Source organism: Streptomyces sp. NBC_00038 (genome assembly GCF_026343635.1).
Taxonomy (GTDB): Bacteria; Actinomycetota; Actinomycetes; order Streptomycetales; family Streptomycetaceae; genus Streptomyces.
This window is the reverse complement of record NZ_JAPELQ010000001.1, coordinates 6,716,546-6,735,536: the sequence shown is the minus strand read 5'-3', so window position 1 is coordinate 6,735,536 and position 18,991 is coordinate 6,716,546. Positions and strand designations below refer to the sequence as shown.

Here is an 18,991-nt window from a genome sequence, read left to right as displayed (position 1 = left end):
ACCACTCCGGACCACCACTCCGGACAGAGTGGCCAGGCCTTGAGCCAGAGCTCCCCGCGTATCAACAGGCAATGCGGGAACGGCTCCTCGCGGCTCCCGTGGTGCCCGCGCCCGAACCCTGGCGGCTCGTCGCCTTCGTTCCGGTCGGTGGGCTGCTCGGGATGGGCTTCGCTTCGCACCCCGACGACGGCCACGAGCGGTCGGCTGCTCACCCTCCGGGCAGACCATCGCCGTCGCGACGAGCAGCGACATCTCACTGTGGACACGCAGGGCGGACCAGAGTCACTCCGGCAGCGCCGCGGACAGCTCAGTCCACCGCGGGCGATGAAGGCACACGAGGAACCGCGGAGTTGGGGTCGAAGCCTGTGAACGCCAGCCCGATGACGAAGCCCGCCACCTGTTCCAACTGGTGGACGCGGTCCAGTGGCCCGAGTATCGCCGGCGTCCCGCCGACGTCACGCACCAGTTGGCCGACGATGTGCAGTGCCGCCGGGTCGTCGCCGCACATCGCGACGGTCACGCGAGACCGGCCGTCGTCGGGAGGGCTCGTCCACTGGTCGGCGGGAAAGAGGTGGAACGCCTTCACGACCTGGGCTCCTGGAGCGAGTTCGGCGATCCGCCCCGCCATCGACTCGCCGGGTTCGGTGAGCAGAACGCCGACACCGTGTGCGACGGCGTTCGTGGGATCGATCAACGGCGTTCCCTCAAGCGCGCCGTCGGACCCGCCCGCCTGTCGCAGCATGTCCTCGACGCCGTCCCATGACACGGCGAGCAGCACCGCATCGCGCCCGGTGACCACCTCACGAGGCGGCACCGGGAGCACTCCGTGGCCCAGCCGCTCGGCGAGCTTCGCCGCCTTGGGCTGCGACCGTCCACCGATCGCCACCTCGTGCCCCGCACGTGCCCAGCCCTCGCCCAGGGCCGCCGCCAGTGTTCCCGTTCCCAGGATCCCGATTCGCATCGTCGCTGCCTCTCTCGAGCCGTAGCCAGTAGGGCAGTTACGGTAAGGAAGGTGTTACGCACCGATCGGTGCGTAACCAACGCGCGATGATGGGCGGCGAGATGACTGATCGCGAAGCCCACTGCTACGAGCTGGTCGCCGACTGCCGTCTGCGTGCGGCCACCGATCTCTTCGCCCACACCTGGGATCCCGTTGTGCTGGCGGCTCTTCGCATGGGACCGCGCCGACGCCGCGAGCTGCGCGCCGACATCGGCGGCATCAGCGACAAGGTCCTGACCGATACCCTGCACCGCTTGCTCGCCGCCGGCCTGGTCGACCGTCACGCACATGCCGAGGCGCCACCTCGTGTCGAGTACGGCCTGACCAGTCTGGGACAGAGCCTCGTCGAGGGACCGATGACGGCGCTCGGACGCTGGGCCGTCGAGCACGGTGACGAGCTTCTTGAAGCCCAGGAGAGCGCGGCACGGGCGCCTGGATGACGTACCGGTCCCCCCAACCCGTCCTGTCCGGTGCGGCCTTACCACGCTACTCGGACGAGTGGACGGTCACCATCGGCGCCGCCGCCGCACTCGCCCGCGTTCGTTCGGCCGGTTCGGTGCCGTCGGCGAGATAGATCACGAGGGTCTGTTCCGGCTGTTCGGCCAGGTGGAAGGCGGTGTAGGCGTAGTCGACCGCTTCGCGGCCCGGGTGCCGTAGCCGTTTCCGTCCGCTGTGCCGGGGCTGCACCTCGTACTGGGCCCACCAGTCCCGTGCTTCCGGGCTGCCCTCGTGCAGCTCTTCGATCAGCCGGGTGTAGCGCGGGTCGGTGGGATGGCGTCCGGCCAGTGTCCGGAGCCGGGCGAGCAGGCCTCGGGCCTCCGGCTCCCAGTCCACCAGCACATCCCGGGCCGCGGGTTCGAGGAAGACCCAGCGGACGAAGTTCGGAGGCCGGCCGGCCCCGTCGGTCTCGGCGATGAGGTTCGGGAACAGCTGGTCGGCGGCCTGGTTGTGGCTGAGGACGTCGTAGGTGCCGTCGATGATGTACGCGGGGTGCGGCTGCAACAACAGCGGGACGGCCGCCACTTCGGGTGTGAGGGGTTCGGATGCCTCGACTTCCGCCGGTGGCGCGTGGCCGGCGAGCTGGAGCAGATGCCCGCGCTCGTGCCGGTTGAGCCGCAGCACCGAGGCGAGGGACTCGAATACCTGCTCCGAGGCGCGGATCTCCCGCCCTTGCTCCAGGTACGTGTACCAGGTGGCGCTGATCCCGGCGAGCAGGGCGAGTTCCTCCCGCCGCAGACCCGGCGTCCGGCGGCGACCGGTCCCCGGCAGGCCGACCTCGTCCGGAGTGACGCGCTCTCTGCGGCTGCGCAGGAACGCGCCAAGTTCCTGACGGCGGTCCGGCTGTTTCGGCATGGTGTGTGGCAGCCCTTATTCCAGAATAAATGCGCTCTGGATACCAGGCTAAACCCGCCGCACACTGGGTTCAAGTACAGAAACACGACTCAAGGAGGCAGGCATCATGCCGGGAATCGACGGCAAGGTAGTGGCGATCACGGGGGCCAGCGGCGGCATCGGTGAGGCGACCGCGCTGCTGCTCGCCGAACGCGGCGCGCGACTCGTCCTCGGCGCACGCCGGACCGAGCGGCTGGAGGAACTGGTCGCCCGGATCGAGAAGACGGGCGGCGAGGCCGTGCAGATCCGCACCGATGTGACCCGACGGGAGGACCTGCACGCCCTGGTCGCGGTCGCCGACGAACACTTCGGCCGGCTCGACGTACTCGTCAGCAATGCCGGGCTCGGCACGATCTCGCCCCTCGACGACCTGCGCGTCGACGAATGGGATCGGATGGTCGACGTCAACGTGAAGGGGGTGCTGCACGGAATCGGTGCCGCGCTGCCGGTCTTCCGGGCGCAGGGCACCGGCCACTTCGTCACCGTCGCCTCCACTGCCGCGTTTCGCGTCGCGCCGGCCATGGCCGTCTACGCCGGTACGAAGGTCGCTGTCCGGGCCATCTGCGAAGGACTGCGCCAGGAATCGGGCGGCTCCCTGCGGGTGACCACCGTCTCGCCCGGGATGACCGCGACCGACTTCGCCGAGGCGTCCACCAACAGCGAGGTCCGCGCCGACATCACGAAGATGCGGGACGACATCGCGATCCCGCCGGAAGCGATCGCCCAGGCCATCGCGTTCGCCATCGAGCAGCCCGACACCGTGGACGTGAACGAGATCGTCGTACGCCCCAGCGCCCAGAGCTGACCTCCCCGCCCCTCCGATACGGCCGACCCGCCGAAGCCAGGCCGACACCCCCGGCGCGGCCCCGCGGGTCACGCGGCCGCCAAGGCTCGCCGGGACGGGCGTTCCTGCCCGATCGGTGGCCAAGGCAGACGGCTGAGCCTCTGCCCCGGACACTCGCCGGACCTACCATTGCGGCATGCCCCTCGATCTCTTCGCAGGCATCCCGGTCACCGACTACGCGGCGGCACTGGCCTGGTACGAACGGCTCCTCGGCTCCCCGCCGGCGTTCTTGCCGAACGACACGGAAGCCGTCTGGGAACTCGCGGAACATCGGTACGTGTACATCGAGCATCGCCCCGAGCAGGCCGGCAACGCCATGCACACCGTCCTCGTCGACGACCTCGACACCCGCGTCGCCGAGATCGCCGGCCGTGGCCTGAGGCCCACGAGCCGCGAGACCTACCCAGAAGGCATGCGCAAGATCACCTACCACGACCCGGACGGCAACGAGTTCGGATTCGGCGGCGCTTCACACTGATCGCCGGTGAAGTGGACGGAGAAGGCAGCTCCGGTTGAGCGGTCGGATCACCGAAGCTCGCCAGGACCAAGGCGTATCTGTCGAGCCGCCACCTGCCCGAAGCCGAAGCGGCACTCCAACGGCTGCTCCGCTGCGAAGCGGCCGGCGACTTCGAGGGCTTCTCCGCCGCGAGTCGCTCGGCCTGGTACGCCGCCTACTACGCGCCTTGATGCCTGACGCCGGTCTCCGGCAACGGCCGTTCCGTCTCCCACGCCTGGGCAGAGGCCCCTCGAAATCGCCCAGAGGCCCCTGCCGTTGCTCCTTACCGCATCACTTGGCGGGCTTGTAGAACGCGTAGGTGGCGGTGTACGGGACGCTGGTCTGGTCGGTGCCGGTGCAGGCGGTGGTGGGGGCGACGCCGCCCTGGGTGTCGAGGCGCTGAATGTAGGAGACGGCGGCGAAGACGCCGGTGCCGCGGGTGGCGGTGGCCTGCAGGAGGAGTTCGGGGATGGTGCCGGTCTTGGGGGAGGTGGCTATGGCGGCGGCGTTGACGGCGCTGCCGTCGACCGTGGACACCCAGACGGGGCCGCGGGAGTGGAGGGCGACCGGGCGGCGGGCACGGTCGTTCTTGGCCCAGAGGGTCGCGGCGGGCTCCAGCAGCTTCCAGGCGCCGTCGGTGCAGGTGTAGGTCTGGACGCCCGCGGCGGAGAAGACGCCGGTGAGCCTGTTGCCTTCGGGGACCTTCAGCGCGGCGGGGGCGTCCACGCCGGTGTGGGCGGGCTGCGCGGTCGCGGCCTGGCCGACCGTCGCGCCGAGGAGCGTGCCGGCGGTCACGGTGGCGAGAGCCGTGGTGGCGAGGATCAGACGCTTGGCGAACTTCATCGAGTTGGTCTCCAAAACGTTCTCTGAACAAGATCGTGGGTGTGGGGCGCGGACGCCGTACGTTGTCCACGTGCCGGAACAGCATGGTCCGCCGAGCCTTCGAAGCGGGAAAATATTCATGAACACTCGGCTCACACAAGGTAGTTGACGCGCCCGGATCTTTCCGGCCGACCGCGCCGATGGCCCATCGACCCTGCGCACAAAGGGAGTTGGCACCGAAGGACGTTTCCTATACTGACCGGATGATCACAGTTCCGCTCAGCGCGCTCGAGGTGGCCATGGTCCAAACGGGCGCCCGCGCGGAAGACACGCTACGAGACACCGCCGAGTTCGTCCGACGCCTTGAGGACCTCGGTTACGGGCGGCTCTGGTACGCCGAGCACCACCACTCTCCGGCCATCGGAGCGTTCCCGCCCGTCGTCCTGACCGCCCACGCGGCCGCGTTGACGTCGTCCATCCGGCTCGGCTCCGGGGGCGTACTCGCTCCGAACCACGCCCCGATCATGCTGGCGGAGCAGTTCGGCACGCTGGCCGCACTGCACTCGGGCCGGATCGACCTGGGCATCGGCCGTGGCCCGGGCACTTTCGACGACTCCACCGCGGGGGCGCTGCGCCGTGGGGCGGGTCCGACGACGGACGACGAGTACCGCGACGACGTGTCGTCGATTCTGCGTTTCCTGGTGGACGAGGTCGCGCTCGACCCGCTCCCGGAGCCGTGGCTGCTGTCCTCCAGCACGGCCGGTGCCGCGCTCGCTGCGGAACTCGGGCTGCCGATCGCGTTCGCCCATCACATTCGGCCCGACAACACCCTTGCCGCGCTCAGCCACTACCGCGAGCGTTTCTCCCCCTCCCGCTGGTGCGAGCGCCCGCGCGTGCTGGTCTGCGTGGAGACGGTCTGCGCCGAGACGGAGGAGGAGGCCGCCCGGCTCGCCGGCCCGATGGATGTCGTCAAGGCCGCGCTCCTCAAGGGACAGGGCGACATCACTTTCCCCACGCCCGAAGAGGCGACCACCCACCCGTTCACGGCAGAAGAAGTGCGGGCGCTGACGAGCTTCCGTGCCCACCAGGCACTCGGTACACCCGAGACCGTGGTGAAACAGCTGGCGGACCTGGTCGACGTGACCGGTGCGGACGAACTCATGCTGGTGACACCCGTCTACGCGTTGGCCGACCGATTGAGGTCGTACGAACTCGTCAAACAGCGCGTCATGACGACGGCGGCGGCGTAGCAGCGATCATCATGCGGCGGTGTCACCTGGTGCCGACCGTACGAAGTGCGCTGACGATCAACGCGCGGGTCACGTGCACGATCTCGGAGACCGAGACCTGTTCCTGCGAGCTGTGCGCGACGCGGATGTCGCCGGGGCCGAACTGCAGGGTCGGGATTCCGGCGGCGGCGTAGAGCCGCAGGTCGCTGCCGTACGGGGCGCCGTGTTCGCGCGGGGCGGGGGCACTGCCTGCGACGGCGTGTGCCGCCTCCCGTACGACGTCCCGCAGCGGATGCCCCAACGGCAAGCGCCCGCTGGCGAATTGGCCCCCGGACCAGGTGACCTTCGCCGGATGGTCGCGCAGCCACGGGTCGGCGGCGCAGGCCTCGGCCACGCGGGTCTCCAGGGCGGCGCGGGCGGCCGCGGGGTCCTCGTCCAAGCGTACGCCGAACCGGCCCTCGGCGACCAGGAGATCGGGCACGCTGCTCGCCCAGTCGCCCGAGCGGAGCGTGCCGACGGACAGCGCGTACGGAATGCGGTACTCGGCCATCAGCGGATCCGGGTCGGTGTTCCGCTCGGCCTCCAGGGCGGCCAGCGCGCGGTGGACGGGCAGGTACGCGTCGATGGCGCTGACCCCGGCGTCACGGGAACTGGCGTGGGCGGCCAGGCCTGGCACGGCGATACGGAAGGTCAGTGCGCCGGCGTTGGCCGTGATCAGGGAGCTGCCGGTCGGCTCGGTGATGATGCAGGCGTCGCCCGTGTGGCCGCGCTGGAGCGTGCCGAAGGCGCCGAGTCCGCCGTCCTCCTCGCCCACCACGAAGTGCACGGCCAACCGGCCGCGCAGCCGCACCCCGCTTGCCCGGATCGCGGCCAGCGCGGCGAGGTGGGCGACCAGCCCCGCCTTCATGTCGCACGCACCCCGGCCATGGACGATGTCCCCGGCCACCCTCGGCACGAACGGGTCCCCGTCCCAGCCCGCCAGGTCACCGGGCGGTACGACGTCCACGTGCCCCTGCAGGATCAGCGTCGGCCCGTCACCGCCGTCCTCCGTGACCCCGACAAGACCCCAGGCCTCGTCGCGCGGCGCCTCCGACCCGGGGAAGCCGGGGTGTGCCAGCAGCGCGGGCAGGTCCATGGACCACAGATCGACGTCGAGCCCGAGTCCGCCCAGCCGTCCGGCCAGGTCGTGCTGCGCCTCGGATTCCGCCGGGCTCCCCGTCACGCTCGGGATGGCGATCAGCTCGAGGAGGGTCCGGGCGACGGCCTCCTCGTCGATCGCGGCCAGGGCGGCCGCCTCCTGCGCGCTCAACTCGGCACTGGACACGTCGGTGCTCATGGGCGGTCGCTCCTGTCACGGCTCAGTGCGTCATGGCTCTCTCGTTGCGTGATGTTCACGTCGACGTTGGATCACTTCGGATCCTATGGCGCGGCAATTGGGCACTCAATCTTCGTACTGGCCGACTATTGAGACCAGGTCAGGTCGGTATCCGTGCCGGGAGCATGCCGGGAGGCTCTGGTGGAGATCGCTTCGTTGCCGTACGTCGATGAGCACGACACGGTTGTCGCGGCGGAGGCCGACGACGTCTGGCGTGGCCTGGGTGAAACGCTGGAGAGGTCCTTCTCGCGCCCCGGTGCGGCCCGCTACGCGCGGCTGGTCGGATCCCCCGACCGTACGGCGTCCGGGCCGCGGCCTCTCGCCGAGGGCTCGACGTTCCCCGGGTTCCGGGTGTCCGCCGCGCTGCCGGGGCAGGAGCTGGTACTTGAGGGGCGCCACCGCTTCTCGACCTACGCCCTGATCTTCCGCCTCGACCACGCAGGCCCGGGCCGGACACGGCTGCGCGCCGAGACCCGGGCCGACTTCCCCGGCCTGGCCGGCGGCCTCTACCGACGGCTCGTCATCGGAACGGGCGGGCACGCGGGCAGCGTACGACGCCTGCTCGCAGCGGCCCGCCGCCGGTCGGAGCAACCCTGGTCCGAGACCGGAGCCCCGGACAGCGGTTCCCAGCAGGAGTAGTAGCTTGCGGCCATGTGTGTCTCGATGGACCAGGCCGACTTCTCCGGCACCACCCTCTACGCCGGACGGCTGCGGCATCCCGCGCACGGTCTGATTCATGTCCTGGGCTACCAGAACACCGTGGTCAATCTGGCCGACGGCCCCAATGCCATGCTGCTGCACCTGCCGACGTACCGGATGAGCCGGGACAACTTCCTTTCGGTGGGGCGCAGTTCGGATGTTCTGGAGCGGATGGTGGATGCGGTGCGACCGGCCGCCCGTGCGGACGACGGCATCGCCTGGATGGGGTGGGACACCGCCCCCGAGGTCCAGGTCTTCGAGCACGACATCTACACGGTGTTGCTGGCCCGCGACCCGGCCGCACTGCCCGCCGCCCTCGCCGAGGTGCCTGACCACAAGCGGCCCCGGCTGAGCGAGGCGCTGTTGCGGTTCTACGGAGAGCGGTATCCGGGGTACGCCCTTGCCGTGTGCTGCTTCGACAACGCGCAGGCGGCGCAGGCAAAACCGCTGCTGATGTGGTATCCGCCGATCGATCCGGACGTGCTCACCGTGCCCGCGGTGGACTGTCACACGGGGGACGTGCCCGACCTCGACTCCGAGGTGGCGGTGGATCATTGGGTGCTGTTCGGTACCGACGAGGCGCCCGAGGGGTGGGGCTTCCCCGTCGCGTACGACGAACGCATGCGGCACGCTTTGCGGCGGTTCCTGCCCGGTGCGGTGGTGGGGCGGCGCTTCGAGGGCGCTCTCCCGAACGGGGACTTCGCCATCGACCACGGTGATCTGCTCGCGGGCGAGTTGGACGGCATCCGCAGGACCTGACGTGCGCGTCAGGCGTCGGCGCCGCTTCCGTACGGCCGGGTCAGGATTTCCAGGTTGTGGCCGTTCGGGTCGTCGAAGTAGGCGCCGCGGCCGCCGTCGTTGGTGTTGATCTCGTTGACGCGGCGGTGGAACGGGTCCGCCCAGTACGTGAGTCCGGCGGTGCGGATGCGGGCGAAGATCTCGTCGAAGTCGTCTTCCGAGACGAGGAAGGCGTAGTGCTGCGGGGGGATCGGTCCGGGGGTGTCCATGTAGTCGAGCGTGACGCCGTTGGGGATCGGGACCGGGATGAACGGGCCGTACTGCTCACCCACCCGCAAGCCCAGGATGCCGGCGAGGAACCGTGCCGAGGACTTCTTGTCGTGGGCGGCGACGATGGTGTGGTTCAGCTCGATGGTCATCGCGAAGCCTCCTCGTAGAGCCAGCGTCGCAACTCCGGGGTACGCCGTCCAGTCCGCCCCCGGTCCAAGCCACCCCAGGGCAGAGCTTAAGGTAAGCCTTACCTAATTCATCGATCGGAGTCGTTGTGCGTACCTGGGGATCAAAGGCCGTACTGGCCGTTGCCGTCGTCGGCGGGCTGTTGGCCGGATGCTCGTCCAGCGATGGAGCCTCCTCCTCGAAGAGCGAGAGCGCCGCCTCCGACTCGGACCGCAATCTCGTGGCCGGTGCCTCCGAGGGGCCCTCCGTCGCTCCCAGCGCCGTCGAGGACGGCATGGGTGCCGGGGGCGCCGAGGACGGGGAGTTCCCCCGGACCGTCGGGCACTTCCAGGGCAAGACGGAGATCAAGACCCAGCCCGAGAAGATCGCCGTGCTCAGCACCGGACAGCTGGACGACCTGCTGTCCCTGGGCGTCGTGCCGACGGTCACGACCCGTGCCGACAACGCCGGGCTCGTCCCGGACTATCTGGCGGACGCCTTCCCGGCGTACAAGAAGCAGCTCGCGGAGATGACCGACGCGGGTACGCGCCAGGCACCGAACCTGGAGACGCTGGCCGCCGCCAAGCCCGACCTGATCCTGCTCAACGACTCGCTCGGCGACCTCTACCCGAAGCTGTCGAAGATCGCGCCGACCGTCGTGACGGCCGGCAACGGCATCAACTGGAAGCGCGACCTGCTGCTCGTCGGCGACGCGATCGGCAAGGGCGAGCAGGCGCAGAAGCTGCTCGACTCCATCGTGGACGACGCCGCCACGAGCGGTGAGAGCCTCGGCGACCCCGCCGTGTCGATGCTGCGCTTCACGCCGGACCGTACGCGGATGTTCGGGGTGTCCTCGTTCACCGGGTCGATCGCCGTCGACATGGGGCTCGGCCGGCCCAAGTCGCAGCAGTTCAACGCGATTTCGCAGGACATCGGCGCGGAGAGCGTCGACACCGCGGACGGCGACTGGATCTTCTACTCCGTGCAGGGTGACGCGTCCAAGACCGACGCGGGCAGCGTGCTCGCCGGGCCGCTGTGGAAGTCGATGAAGGCGGTCAAGGCCGGTCAGGCGGTCAAGGTCGACGACGACCCCTGGTACCTCAACGCCGGTCCGACCGCCGCCAAGCTCGTCATCAAGCAGCTCACGGACACCATCGGCAAGTGAGTCAGGCAGCTCAGGCGGAACATGCGGTTCCGCCGAGGTCGGTGAAACGACGCGCGACGGCAGCCAGGCGCACCGCCTGGCTCGTCGTCGCGCTCCTGCTCACGGTCACCGCCGTCGCGTTCAGCCTCGCCGTCGGCACCCGCCCCGTACCGCTGTCCACCGTCCTCGACGCCCTCGTGCACGGCGGGGACTCACCGGACGCGCTGGTCGTACGGTCGCTGCGGGTGCCGCGGACCGCGATCGGCCTGACGGCGGGGGCCGCGCTGGGGCTCGCGGGGGCGGCCTTGCAGGCGGTCACCCGCAATCCGCTCGCCGATCCCGGGATCCTCGGACTGAGCCAGGGCGCGTCGGCCGGTGTCGTCTTCGCGATCGCGCTCGGGTGGGCGAACGGCTTCTCCGGGTACGTCTGGTACGCCTTCACCGGTGCCGTCGTCGCCGCGTGTGTCGTGTACGCCATCGCCTCGCGCGGCCGGGGTGGCGCCTCGCCGGTGAAACTGGCCCTCGCCGGAACGGCCCTGTCGGCGATGACGGCCGGGGCCACCACCGTTGTACTGACGTCGAGTTCGGCGACCCTCGACCAGTTCAGGTTCTGGCAGGTGGGCGCGCTGAGCGGGCGCGACGCCGGGACCGTCGGGCGGATGCTGCCGTTCCTGATCGCCGGCGCGCTTCTGGTCCTTGCCTGCGCCCGCGGCCTGGACGCGCTCGCACTCGGCGACGACACGGCGCGGGCGCTGGGCCACCGGGTCGCGCTCGTACGCGTGTGTGCGGCGCTCGGCGCGACCGTGCTCACCGCGGCCGCCGTCGCCGCCGCGGGGCCGATCGCCTTCATCGGGCTCGCCGTGCCCCACCTCGCCCAGCGACTCGTCTCCGGCGGCCACCGCTGGACCCTCCCCCTGTCCGCCCTCCTCGGCGCCGCCCTGCTGCTCGCCGCGGATGTGGCCGGGCGGGTGGTCCGCGCCCCGGCGGAGGTCCCGGCCGGCGTGATGACCGCGCTCGTCGGCGTACCCGTACTGATCGTGCTCGTACGCCGGAAGTCGGTGGGCGCATGACCATCAACAGTTACCCCCGCTCGGCGGGACTCTCCGTACTCCGCCGCAGCCGCTTCTCCCTCCTCCTGCACCGGCGCTCGGCAGCCGTCGTCTGCGCACTCGTCCTGCTCCTCGCGGGCGTGATGCTGCTGTCGGCGTGTGTCGGGCAGACGTACATCCCGCCGGGCGAGGTCTGGCGCGTCCTGCGCGGCCAGGGCGGCCCGTACGACCTGATCGTCGGTGAGCTGCGCGTCCCGAGGATCGTGCTCGGCGCGATGGTCGGCGCCGCGCTCGGGCTTTCCGGGGCGCTTGTGCAGACCGTGACGCGCAACCCGCTCGCCAGCCCGGACGTCATCGGCGTCGGACACGGCGCCGCCGCCGCGACCGTCCTCGCGCTCGCCACCGGCGCGGTCGCCTCCCCCGGCGCGCTCCCGGCCGTCGCGGTCACCGGCGGTCTCGTGGCCGCCGCGCTGGTGTACGTGCTGGCCTGGCGACACGGGATGCAGCCAAGTCGGTTCGTGCTGACGGGAGTCGGGATCGGAGTCGCGCTCTCGGCGGTCGTGCAGCTGTATCTGACCGAGAGCGAACTCGCCGAGGCCGAGGCGCTCAAGCTGTGGCTGACCGGCAGCCTCAACGGGCGCGGCTGGGAGCAGGCGGGGCCGCTCGGCTGGGTCCTGCTCCTCTCGCTGCCCGCCCTGGTGTGGGCGAACCGGGCGCTGCGGCCGCTCGGCCTCGATCCCGAGACGGCGGCCGCGCTCGGCATGCGCGTGCACCGCACCCAGCTCGGGCTGACCTTCCTGGGCGTGGTGCTCGCCGCGACGGCGACGGGCGCGGCGGGACCGATCGGCTTCGTCGCCCTCACCGGGCCGCAGCTGGCCCGCCGTATCACGCGCACCCCTCAACTGCCGCTCGTCGCCTCGGGGTTGACCGGAGCGGTGATCGTGGTCGCCGCGGATCTGGTGGCCCGTACGGTGGTGCCGCCGCTGGAGATTCCGGTGGGGGCGCTGACGTCGCTGGTCGGGGGGCCGTATCTGCTGTGGCTGCTGGGGCGTTCGGGCAAGCGCTGAACCCGGGCCCGGAGAACCGGGCCCGGGTTCGGCGCAAGGCGCCGGACCTGGCTAGATCGTGGCCGTGTCGATCACGAACCGGTAGCGGACGTCGCTCGCGAGGACCCGCTCGTAGGCGTCGTTGATCTCGGAGGCGGTGATCAGCTCGATCTCGGCGCCCAGGCCGTGCTCGGCGCAGAAGTCGAGCATCTCCTGGGTCTCCTGGATGCCGCCGATACCGGAGCCGGCGAGGGTCTTGCGGCCCATGATCAGGGAGAAGAGGTTGAGCGAGACCGGCTCCTCCGGGGCGCCGACGTTCACCAGCGCGCCGTCCGACTTCAGCAGGGACAGGAACGCGCCGAAGTCCAGCGGGGCCGAGACCGTCGACAGGATGATGTCGAAGGTGCCCGCCAGCTCCTCGAAGGTCTTCGGGTCGCTGGTCGCGTAGTAGTGGTCGGCGCCCAGCCGCAGGCCGTCGTCCTGCTTGCGGAGCGACTGGGACAGGACGGTCACCTCGGCGCCCAGCGCGTGCGCGATCTTGACGCCCATGTGGCCGAGGCCGCCCATGCCGAGGACGGCGACCTTCTTGCCGGGACCGGCGTTCCAGTGCTTGAGCGGGGAGTACGTGGTGATGCCGGCGCAGAGCAGCGGCGCGGCCTCGTCGAGGGCGATGCCCTCGGGGATGCGGAGGGTGTAGTTCTCGTCGACGACGATGTGCGTGGAGTAGCCGCCGTAGGTGGGCGTGCCGTCGACGCCGATGCCGTTGTACGTCTGGATGTTGCCCTTGACGCAGTACTGCTCCAGGCCCGCCTTGCAGTTCTCGCACTCGCGGCAGGAGTCGACCATGCAGCCGACGCCCGCGCGGTCGCCCACCCGGAACTTGGTGACACCGGAGCCGACCTCGGTGACGATGCCGGCGATCTCGTGGCCCGGGACCATCGGGAAGATGGCCTCGCCCCAGCCCTCGCGGGCCTGGTGGATGTCCGAGTGGCAGATACCGGCGAACTTGATGTCGATCAGGACGTCGAACTCACCGACCTCGCGGCGCTCGATGGTGGTGCGCTCCAGCGGAGCCTTGGCGGCGGGGGCGGCGTACGCAGCAACAGTGGTCATGCCGGGGTCTCCTAGGGAGTGGTCGTGTACCCGGCTGCCTTCTGACCTTGCTGTCCTTCTGACCGGGTACGTCGTCCAGCGTGCCGGGCCGCGCGACATTCACCCAGGTCACGGCTTTACGTACGTTCGCTGGTCCTACTACTGGCGGGGTCAGCCTCGTGCGCGTACGACCGTGGACGGGCCGTGAATACTGGAGGCATGGACCCACAGCCTTCTCAGCAGCCCGCGGGCGAAGCGGGGCCGCCGCTGGACCGGCGCGCCGAGCTCAGCGAGTTCCTGCGCACGCGCCGGGCCCGGCTGAAGCCCGAGGACGTGGGGATGCCGGACTTCGGGCGGCACCGCCGGGTGCCGGGGCTGCGCCGCGAGGAGCTGGCGCAGCTGGCCGGGGTGTCGGTGGCGTACTACACCCGCCTCGAGCAGGGCAACGGACGGAACGTGTCCGCGGAGGTACTCGACGCGATCGCACGCGCCCTGCGGCTCACTGACGCCGAGCACGCGCATCTCACCCACCTCGCGAAGCCCAAGCAGCACAAGAAGAAGCAGGGGGCTCGGCCGCAGCAGGTGCGGGGTGCTCTGCGGCAGCTGCTCGACACGCTGGACGGGGTGCCGGCGTACATCACCGGGCGGCGGTCCGACGTCCTCGTGTGGAACCGGATGGCCGCGGCCGTGTTCGGTGACTGGGCGGAGCTGCCGGTGCAGGAGCGGAACTGGGCGCGGATGGTGTTCCTCCGGCCCGAGTACCGCGATCTGTTCGTGGAGTGGGAGCAGAAGGCGATCGACATCGTCTGCCTTCTGCGTATGGACGCGGGCTGTCACCCCGATGATCCTCGGCTGTCCGCGCTGGTCGGGGAGCTCTCCGTGAAGAGTGAGGACTTCCGGCGGTTGTGGGCCACGCACGATGTGAAGGAGAAGACTCACGGGGTGAAGCGGTTGCGTCATCCCCTGGTGGGTGACCTCTCCCTTCAGTACGAGTCCTTCCAGCTGGCCGGGGACGGTGAGCAGGTGCTGGTCACGTACCACGCGGAGCCGGGGTCGCCCTCTGCGGAGGCGCTCCACCTGCTGTCCAGCTGGGGGCGGGACGCGACCCGGGCGGGCGCGGCTTCACCGCCGTAAGGTTTTTCGCCCCCTCCGCCCCTACCCATTCCCGTCCCTTGGGGGCTCCGCCCCCAAACCCTCGCTCCTCAAACGCCGGAGGGGCTGAATCTTTCCCCGGCCGGCGCTAGAGATCTTTTAGCCCGTCCGGCGTTTGAGGACGAGGCCGTCCAGGCCGAACGGGGGTCTGGGGGCGGAGCCCCCAGGAACGGGACGGGAAGGGGCGGAGGGGGCGAAAAAAATCCCCCTAGCCCCGATACGGCGGCGCCACCCCCCACCCCCACCGCGGCACAGGCTGCTCCCCCGGAGCCACCGCATCCGGGCCGGAGAAGTACACGGCCAGCCGCGTCCCCCACTCCACATACGCGACGAACGCCGAGCGGAACTCGGCGTCGGTCGGCAGGCCCGCGTCGTCGGCGGCGTCCTGGAGGAGGCCGGCCCACCGGCGGCGCTGGGCCTCGGTGATGCCCTTGCCGAGGTGCTTGGCGACCATGTGCCCGTGCCCGCCCTGCGTCTCGGAGTACGCGGCCGGCCCACCGAAGACCTCCCCGAGCCAGAGCGCGACATGCGCCGCGTGTTCGGGGGCCATGTCCGCGAACACCGGGGCGAGGACCTCGTCCTTGAGGACCTTGTCGTAGAAGACCTCGGTGAGGCGGGCGAAGGCCTCGGCGCCACCCGCCCAGTCGTACAGCGTGGGCACCGCCGCACCCGATCCCCGTACCGCCGTCGGCTTGTAGTGGCGCATCTCCTCGATGCTGGAGATGTAGGGCCGGATCTCGGCCAGGAAGTCGGGGAAGAGCTCCGACTTGCGGAAGCCTTCGAGATGGTCCTCGGTCGACGTCCACGTGATCCGCAGGACGAAGTGCTCGAAGTCCTCCTCGCAGCGCGCCAGTTCGTAGTCCATGCATTGCGGAGCTGCGGCGAGCTGGACGGCGGCCCGGGTGTAGGCGGCGAGGAACTCCGCCGACTGCTGCTCGGGGATGCGGTACCGGATGTACTCGACGGTGTGGGCGGTCATGTCCCCACACAAACACGGACGGCCCGCCGGAAGCTTTCCCTCCGACGGGCCGTTCGCTATTGGCTCACTTCACGAGCGGGCTCGACTCGCGTACACGCTCACTTCCCGAAGTACGCGTTGAAGACCGAGACCGTCGACTTGTTCCCCTTCTTGTCGGCGATCCTGGCGCTGAAGGAGATGCCCTTGCCCTTCGCCGGGTTCTTGAAGGTGACCTTGCCGCTCTTGACGGTGAGCTTGGTCCACTTCTTGCCGTAGTCGTAACTGACGTACACGGCCAGCGACTTGAGGTTGCTGCCCGCGGCCGCTCCCTGGACGGTGACCGGCATGGTCATCGTCTTGCCCGCCGTGGCACGGCTGTCCAGGCCGACGAGCGCGCCGAAGCGGGCCGTCGAGATCGGCAGCTTCGCGTTGGCGACCTTCTTCGAGCGGAACGTCCAGCTCGCGTTGATCTTCGTGGCGGCCGCGGCCACCTTCGCGGAACGCGTGATGGACGTGTTCAGCTGGTACAGCGCGTCCGCCGCCGACACCTTGAACTGGCCGCTGCCGTCCAGCGGATCGGCACTCGCGGAGATCTTGGTGCCGTTGCGGTACAGGGTCGTCTTGACCGAGGTGTAGAGGGAGTCACCGGCGTTTCCCGGGCCGTCGGCGAACATCGGCAGATAGCCGTAGAGGTAGTCCCCGGAGCGGAAGACCCCGTACTCACTGCTGAGCTTCGGGCCGAAGACCCCTCTGTTGAAGGTCTTCGTGTAGCTGGTGCCCGCCTTGTAGGTGACCGGGTTGCCCGAGGTGTAGAAGGCCTCCATGACCGGGGAGCCGTCCGCGGCCACGCCCCCGTACTGCGCGAAGTCCAGGCTCCACTTGACCTTGTCACCGGTGGACAGGTACATCGTCCGCGAGCTCGGCAGCTTCTGCCCGACCTCGACGCCGAAGGTGAAGTCGTTGGGCAGCTCGCCGTAGGCGGCGACCGAGCCCGTCTTGCCGGTGGCCGAGGCCCCCAGGTTCGCCTTCACCTTGGCGAGTTCGCTCGCCTTGTAGTGCTTGACCTTGGCGCCCTGCAGCTTGGTGACCTGGCCGCCGGTGAACACGTCGTACTCGGTGGCGCCGCCCTTGACCCAGGTGCCGGACCAGCTCTGGTACAGGCCGGAGGCGATCGCCGGTCCGACGTGCGCCGTCCGCAGGTTCTTGAAGGAGTCCAGGCCGAGGCCCAGTCCGACACCCGCGGCGTCGTACGAGTAGGAGACGACCCCCTGGAGCTGCTTCGCCGCCGCGTCCGGCACCGTGATGTCGGCGCCCTTGGCGGTGCGCTGGTCGATCGTCACCGTGGTGTCCTTGGTGACGTCCAGCTTGGGCTGGACCAGCCAGTCCACGCCGCCCTCGATCGTGACGAGGTCCTTCAGCAGGATGGTGTCCAGGATGTACGAGCCCTTGGGCACCCGGATGGTGTCGGTGGCCCCGGTGCCCTGCCGGTAGAAGTCCCTTCCTTCGGCCAGACCCGAGTAGGACCACAGGTCGGTGAGGTGGATGGGCTGCTCGCCCGCGCGGGCGATGTAGTTCACGGTGACGTCGTACGACTCCACCTCGCGCTGAACCGCCGCCGCCGTGCGCACGGTCTGGCCGCCGCCGGTCGCCGTCACGTACGAGGAGTACGCGCCGTCCGTGGTGCCGCCCAGCTTCGAGTTGACCGTCAGGTCGACGGAGGCCTCGCCGTTCGCGGGGACGGTGACCGTCGTCGCGCCGAGCGTGAAGAAGCCCGCGGGAGCCGCCTGGCCCTTGGGGTTGGTGGCCGTCGCCGTGAGGTTCAGGGTGACGTCCGCCGTGCCGAGGTTGCGGTAGGTGATCTGCTCGGTCACCGGGGTGTCGTCGGTGTGCGGCCACTCCTGGATACCGAAGCTCACCGACGAGGTCTTGGCGATCACGGTCTGCTGGATGGCCTTGTCGACCTGGATCCGGCCCGCGCCCTGCTGGAACGGCGTGTACGCGCCGCCCTTCGCGGAGCCGGTCAGCGCGCCCTTGAGCTCGGCGTACGTCCAGTCCGGGTGCTGCTGCTTGAGGATCGCCGCCGCGCCCGCGACATGCGGGGTCGCCATCGACGTACCGGAGATGGTCAGGTAGCCGGCCGGCTGCTCGCCGACCTCCTGGGCGATGAGGCTGCCCGCGGCCGAGGCCGCCGTGATGTCCACGCCGGGCGCGGTGACGTCGGGCTTGATGCCGCCGTCGAGGCCGGGGCCCCGGCTGGAGAAGGCCGCCAGCTTGTCGCTGCCGTCCACGGCACCGACGGTGAGCGCGTCGGCCGCGCTGCCCGGGGAGCCGATGGTCTGCTCGCCGCCGTCGTTGCCCGCGGCGATCGCGAAGAGGATGCCCTTCTCCTTGGACAGCTTGTTGACCTCGGCCTCGAGCGGGTCGATCTCGGGGGTGTCGAAGCCGCCGAGGCTGAGGTTCACGATGTCGGCGCCCTGTTCGGCCGCCCACTCCATGCCCGCGAGGATGCTGGAGTCCTCGCCGCTGCCCGTGTCGCTGAGGACCTTGCCGTTGAGGATCGTCGCGCCGGGCGCGACACCCTTGTACTTGCCGTTCGACTTGGCGCCCGTGCCCGCCGCGATGGACGCGACGTGCGTGCCGTGGCCGTACTTGTCGGTCGCGTCGGGCGAGGTGGAGAAGTTCTTCGACTCGGCCACCTGGTCCTTGAGGTCCGGGTGGGTCGCGTCGACCCCGGTGTCCAGTACGGCGATCTTGACGCCCTTGCCGTCGTAACCGGCGGCCCACGCCTTGGGAACACCGATCTGCGGCACGGACTTGTCGAGGCTCACCTCGCGTACGCCGTCCAGCCAGACGTGCGCGACACCCGAGGCCGCGCTGCCGTCGTCGGTGACCGCGTCCCACAGCTCGGTGGCGTCCTGCTTGGGCGTCAGAACCGCGTCCGCGTTGAGGGACTTGAGGGTCCTGCGGACGGTGCCCGCGTCACGGACGTCGTCCTTGGCCGCCGTCGCCGTGCCCTTGTAGCCGACGATCACCTTCAGGCCCTGCTTCTGGGACTTGCGGTTCGCCGCCTTGTTCAGCTCGGTGACGTCGAAGAGCCGCTGGTCGACCTTGCCGCCGGCTATCAGGCGCTGCGCGTCGGCCGGCACCACGAGGGTGTGGCCGTCGGCCTTGCGGATCTTGACGGGTATGTTCTCGCGGCCCTCGGCGCGCTCGACCCCGACGACGCGGCCCTTGGCGTCGACGGCCACCCGGTCACCGGTGATCAGCGTGATGGTGTGCTTGGCCGTGAGCCCGGACTGCTTGGCCTGCGCGGCCAGTTGGGCCGTGGCAGCGCCACTCGCGTGTTCGGCCGACGCCGGGCTGGTCATTCCCGCCGCCAGAGCCACAGCGGCCGCCGTGGCGACCGTGGCAACGCACGCCCTTTTCATTTGTCTGCGCAAAACTCCCCCTGAGATGAGATCCGGACGAATCCCCATTCGTCCGGCCGGAGGAAGTTCCGCACGCGCATGCGTGCACCCCC

The 18,991-nt window shown here is 70.1% G+C and carries 18 protein-coding genes; 10 read left to right on the top strand and 8 right to left on the bottom strand.

Going from position 1 to position 18,991, the window contains the following annotated elements; genetic code table 11:
• Window positions 1–307 precede the first annotated feature (307 nt).
• Window positions 308–961, bottom strand: coding sequence for an NADPH-dependent F420 reductase (locus OG219_RS30610; RefSeq protein ID WP_266831871.1), 654 nt, complete (start codon window positions 959–961; stop codon window positions 308–310).
• 101 nt (window positions 962–1,062) lie between these two features.
• Between OG219_RS30610 and OG219_RS30605 the strand changes: the two genes are divergently transcribed.
• Window positions 1,063–1,440: a helix-turn-helix domain-containing protein gene (locus OG219_RS30605; protein ID WP_266831869.1), complete on the top strand. Its 378-nt coding sequence runs from the start codon at window positions 1,063–1,065 to the stop codon at window positions 1,438–1,440.
• 46 nt (window positions 1,441–1,486) lie between these two features.
• On the opposite strand, the gene OG219_RS30600 is transcribed toward OG219_RS30605, so the two are convergent.
• Entirely contained in the window at window positions 1,487–2,353 is an 867-nt protein-coding gene (locus OG219_RS30600) for a helix-turn-helix transcriptional regulator (RefSeq protein ID WP_266831867.1), read from the bottom strand.
• Between the two features lie 106 nt (window positions 2,354–2,459).
• Here OG219_RS30600 and OG219_RS30595 point away from each other — a divergent pair, with 106 nt between their 5' ends.
• Window positions 2,460–3,197, top strand: coding sequence for an SDR family oxidoreductase (locus tag OG219_RS30595; RefSeq protein WP_266831865.1), 738 nt, complete (start codon window positions 2,460–2,462; stop codon window positions 3,195–3,197).
• Window positions 3,198–3,372: 175 nt separating this feature from the next.
• Window positions 3,373–3,714, top strand: coding sequence for a VOC family protein (locus OG219_RS30590; protein WP_266831863.1), 342 nt, complete (start codon window positions 3,373–3,375; stop codon window positions 3,712–3,714).
• Window positions 3,715–4,023: 309 nt separating this feature from the next.
• Here the strand turns inward: OG219_RS30590 and OG219_RS30585 are convergent, their stop codons facing one another.
• Complete coding sequence (locus OG219_RS30585) at window positions 4,024–4,575, bottom strand: DUF3455 domain-containing protein (protein ID WP_266831861.1); 552 nt, start codon at window positions 4,573–4,575, stop codon at window positions 4,024–4,026.
• 242 nt (window positions 4,576–4,817) lie between these two features.
• Here OG219_RS30585 and OG219_RS30580 point away from each other — a divergent pair, with 242 nt between their 5' ends.
• On the top strand, window positions 4,818–5,804 hold the full coding sequence (locus tag OG219_RS30580) for an LLM class flavin-dependent oxidoreductase (protein WP_266831859.1): 987 nt from the start codon (window positions 4,818–4,820) through the stop codon (window positions 5,802–5,804).
• A 22-nt stretch (window positions 5,805–5,826) separates the two neighbouring features.
• On the opposite strand, the gene OG219_RS30575 is transcribed toward OG219_RS30580, so the two are convergent.
• Complete coding sequence (locus OG219_RS30575; protein WP_266831857.1) at window positions 5,827–7,119, bottom strand: ArgE/DapE family deacylase; 1,293 nt, start codon at window positions 7,117–7,119, stop codon at window positions 5,827–5,829.
• A 180-nt stretch (window positions 7,120–7,299) separates the two neighbouring features.
• Between OG219_RS30575 and OG219_RS30570 the strand changes: the two genes are divergently transcribed.
• Both OG219_RS30570 and OG219_RS30565 read left to right on the top strand, forming a co-directional pair.
• Window positions 7,300–7,797 carry a hypothetical protein gene (locus tag OG219_RS30570; RefSeq protein ID WP_266831855.1) on the top strand — a complete coding sequence of 166 codons (498 nt, stop codon included), beginning with the start codon at window positions 7,300–7,302 and terminating at the stop codon, window positions 7,795–7,797.
• A gap of 12 nt (window positions 7,798–7,809) precedes the next feature.
• Entirely contained in the window at window positions 7,810–8,616 is an 807-nt protein-coding gene (locus OG219_RS30565) for a hypothetical protein (protein WP_266831853.1), read from the top strand.
• A gap of 8 nt (window positions 8,617–8,624) precedes the next feature.
• Here the strand turns inward: OG219_RS30565 and OG219_RS30560 are convergent, their stop codons facing one another.
• Entirely contained in the window at window positions 8,625–9,014 is a 390-nt protein-coding gene (locus OG219_RS30560) for a VOC family protein (RefSeq protein ID WP_266831851.1), read from the bottom strand.
• A 125-nt stretch (window positions 9,015–9,139) separates the two neighbouring features.
• Here OG219_RS30560 and OG219_RS30555 point away from each other — a divergent pair, with 125 nt between their 5' ends.
• The 3 genes from OG219_RS30555 to OG219_RS30545 are packed head-to-tail and all read left to right on the top strand — an operon-like array spanning window position 9,140 to window position 12,290.
• A complete protein-coding gene (locus tag OG219_RS30555) occupies window positions 9,140–10,195 on the top strand; it encodes an iron-siderophore ABC transporter substrate-binding protein (protein ID WP_266831849.1) in 1,056 nt (351 codons plus the stop codon).
• 41 nt (window positions 10,196–10,236) lie between these two features.
• Entirely contained in the window at window positions 10,237–11,244 is a 1,008-nt protein-coding gene (locus OG219_RS30550; protein ID WP_266836286.1) for an iron ABC transporter permease, read from the top strand.
• Window positions 11,241–12,290: an iron chelate uptake ABC transporter family permease subunit gene (locus OG219_RS30545; protein ID WP_266831847.1), complete on the top strand. Its 1,050-nt coding sequence runs from the start codon at window positions 11,241–11,243 to the stop codon at window positions 12,288–12,290. Before OG219_RS30550 ends, OG219_RS30545 begins: the two co-directional genes overlap by 4 nt.
• A gap of 51 nt (window positions 12,291–12,341) precedes the next feature.
• Here the strand turns inward: OG219_RS30545 and OG219_RS30540 are convergent, their stop codons facing one another.
• Window positions 12,342–13,382: an NAD(P)-dependent alcohol dehydrogenase gene (locus OG219_RS30540; RefSeq protein WP_266831845.1), complete on the bottom strand. Its 1,041-nt coding sequence runs from the start codon at window positions 13,380–13,382 to the stop codon at window positions 12,342–12,344.
• Between the two features lie 198 nt (window positions 13,383–13,580).
• On the opposite strand from OG219_RS30540, the gene OG219_RS30535 reads away from it, so the two are divergent.
• Window positions 13,581–14,495: a helix-turn-helix domain-containing protein gene (locus OG219_RS30535; protein WP_266831843.1), complete on the top strand. Its 915-nt coding sequence runs from the start codon at window positions 13,581–13,583 to the stop codon at window positions 14,493–14,495.
• A gap of 226 nt (window positions 14,496–14,721) precedes the next feature.
• Here the strand turns inward: OG219_RS30535 and OG219_RS30530 are convergent, their stop codons facing one another.
• Together OG219_RS30530 and OG219_RS30525 are read right to left on the bottom strand one after the other, a co-directional pair.
• Window positions 14,722–15,492: a group II truncated hemoglobin gene (locus tag OG219_RS30530; RefSeq protein ID WP_266831841.1), complete on the bottom strand. Its 771-nt coding sequence runs from the start codon at window positions 15,490–15,492 to the stop codon at window positions 14,722–14,724.
• Between the two features lie 98 nt (window positions 15,493–15,590).
• Window positions 15,591–18,899 (bottom strand): S8 family serine peptidase, encoded by a 3,309-nt coding sequence (locus OG219_RS30525; protein WP_266831839.1) that lies wholly within the window; start codon window positions 18,897–18,899, stop codon window positions 15,591–15,593.
• Between the last annotated feature and the right edge of the window lie 92 nt (window positions 18,900–18,991).